The 960-nt window shown below is 52.5% G+C and carries 1 protein-coding gene; it reads right to left on the bottom strand.

What is annotated here, in order from left to right; all coding sequences use genetic code 11:
• Window positions 1-960: ABC transporter ATP-binding protein/permease (locus tag DPQ25_RS14315; RefSeq protein ID WP_146740579.1), on the bottom strand; the 960-nt coding region annotated here is incomplete at both ends.

The following is a 960-nucleotide window of genomic DNA, read 5'->3' as shown; positions in this document are numbered from 1 at the left end:
CCATGATGTCGTTTTCGCTCTCCACGTCGATATTGGAGGTGGCCTCATCGAAAATATATACCGGGCTGTCGTGGAGCAGCGCCCTTGCCAGAGCAAGGCGCTGGCATTGACCGCCGGACAGATTCGACGCCTTTTCCAGCAATGGGGTATTCAGTCCCTGCTCGGATTTCAAAAACGCGGCTAAATTTACCCGTTCCAGCACCGCCCATAATTCTTCATCGGAAGCGTCCGGTTTCCCCATCAGCAGATTGTCCCGCACCGTTCCTTTGAACAAATAGCTCTGATGGCTGATGTAGGTAATATTTTGCAGCAGAGAGCTTTCGTCAATGTCCCTCAACTCCGCGCCTCCAATGGAAACGGAACCGGCATATCCTTTGTTCCTTCCCATCAAAATAGAAGCTACGGTGGACTTACCGCAGCCGCTCTCTCCAACCAGAGCCGTAAAGCTGCCTTGAGGGAAGTCCATAGCTATGCCGTGCAGAATTTCCCGGTCCGGCTCATATGAAAAATGCAGGTTGGAACATGAGATAGAACAGTTTTCTGTCATAGGCATTTGTTGGGATTCTGCTTCCTCCAAATCCAGCAGGCGGAAAATCTTGTCGCTGGCCGCCATGCCGTTCATCGCGATGTGAAAAAAGGAACCGAGCTGCCGCATGGGGATGAAAAAATCCGCCGCCAGCAGGATAATCAGCAGGCAGCCGGCCAAAGAGACGTGGTTCCCGGTATACTGCGTCACCGCCATAATCACGCCGAGAGCCGCCCCGCCGTAAGCGATCAAATCCATAATGGTGATGGAGTTAAGCTGCATAGTGAGCACCTTCATGGTGATCTTGCGGAACTTCTCAGCCTCCACGTTCATTTCCCGGTTCTTAAACTCGTCCGCCTGATAGATTTTCAGGGTGGTCAAGCCCTGCAAATTCTCTAAAAAGGTATCGCCCAGCGCCGTGTACTGCCCCCAGT

The sequence above is a fragment of the Hydrogeniiclostridium mannosilyticum genome (assembly GCF_003268275.1).
Taxonomy (GTDB): Bacteria; Bacillota; Clostridia; order Oscillospirales; family Acutalibacteraceae; genus Hydrogeniiclostridium; species Hydrogeniiclostridium mannosilyticum.
Note: the sequence above shows the minus strand (reverse complement) of the source record. Positions and strands in the feature narration are given on the sequence as shown.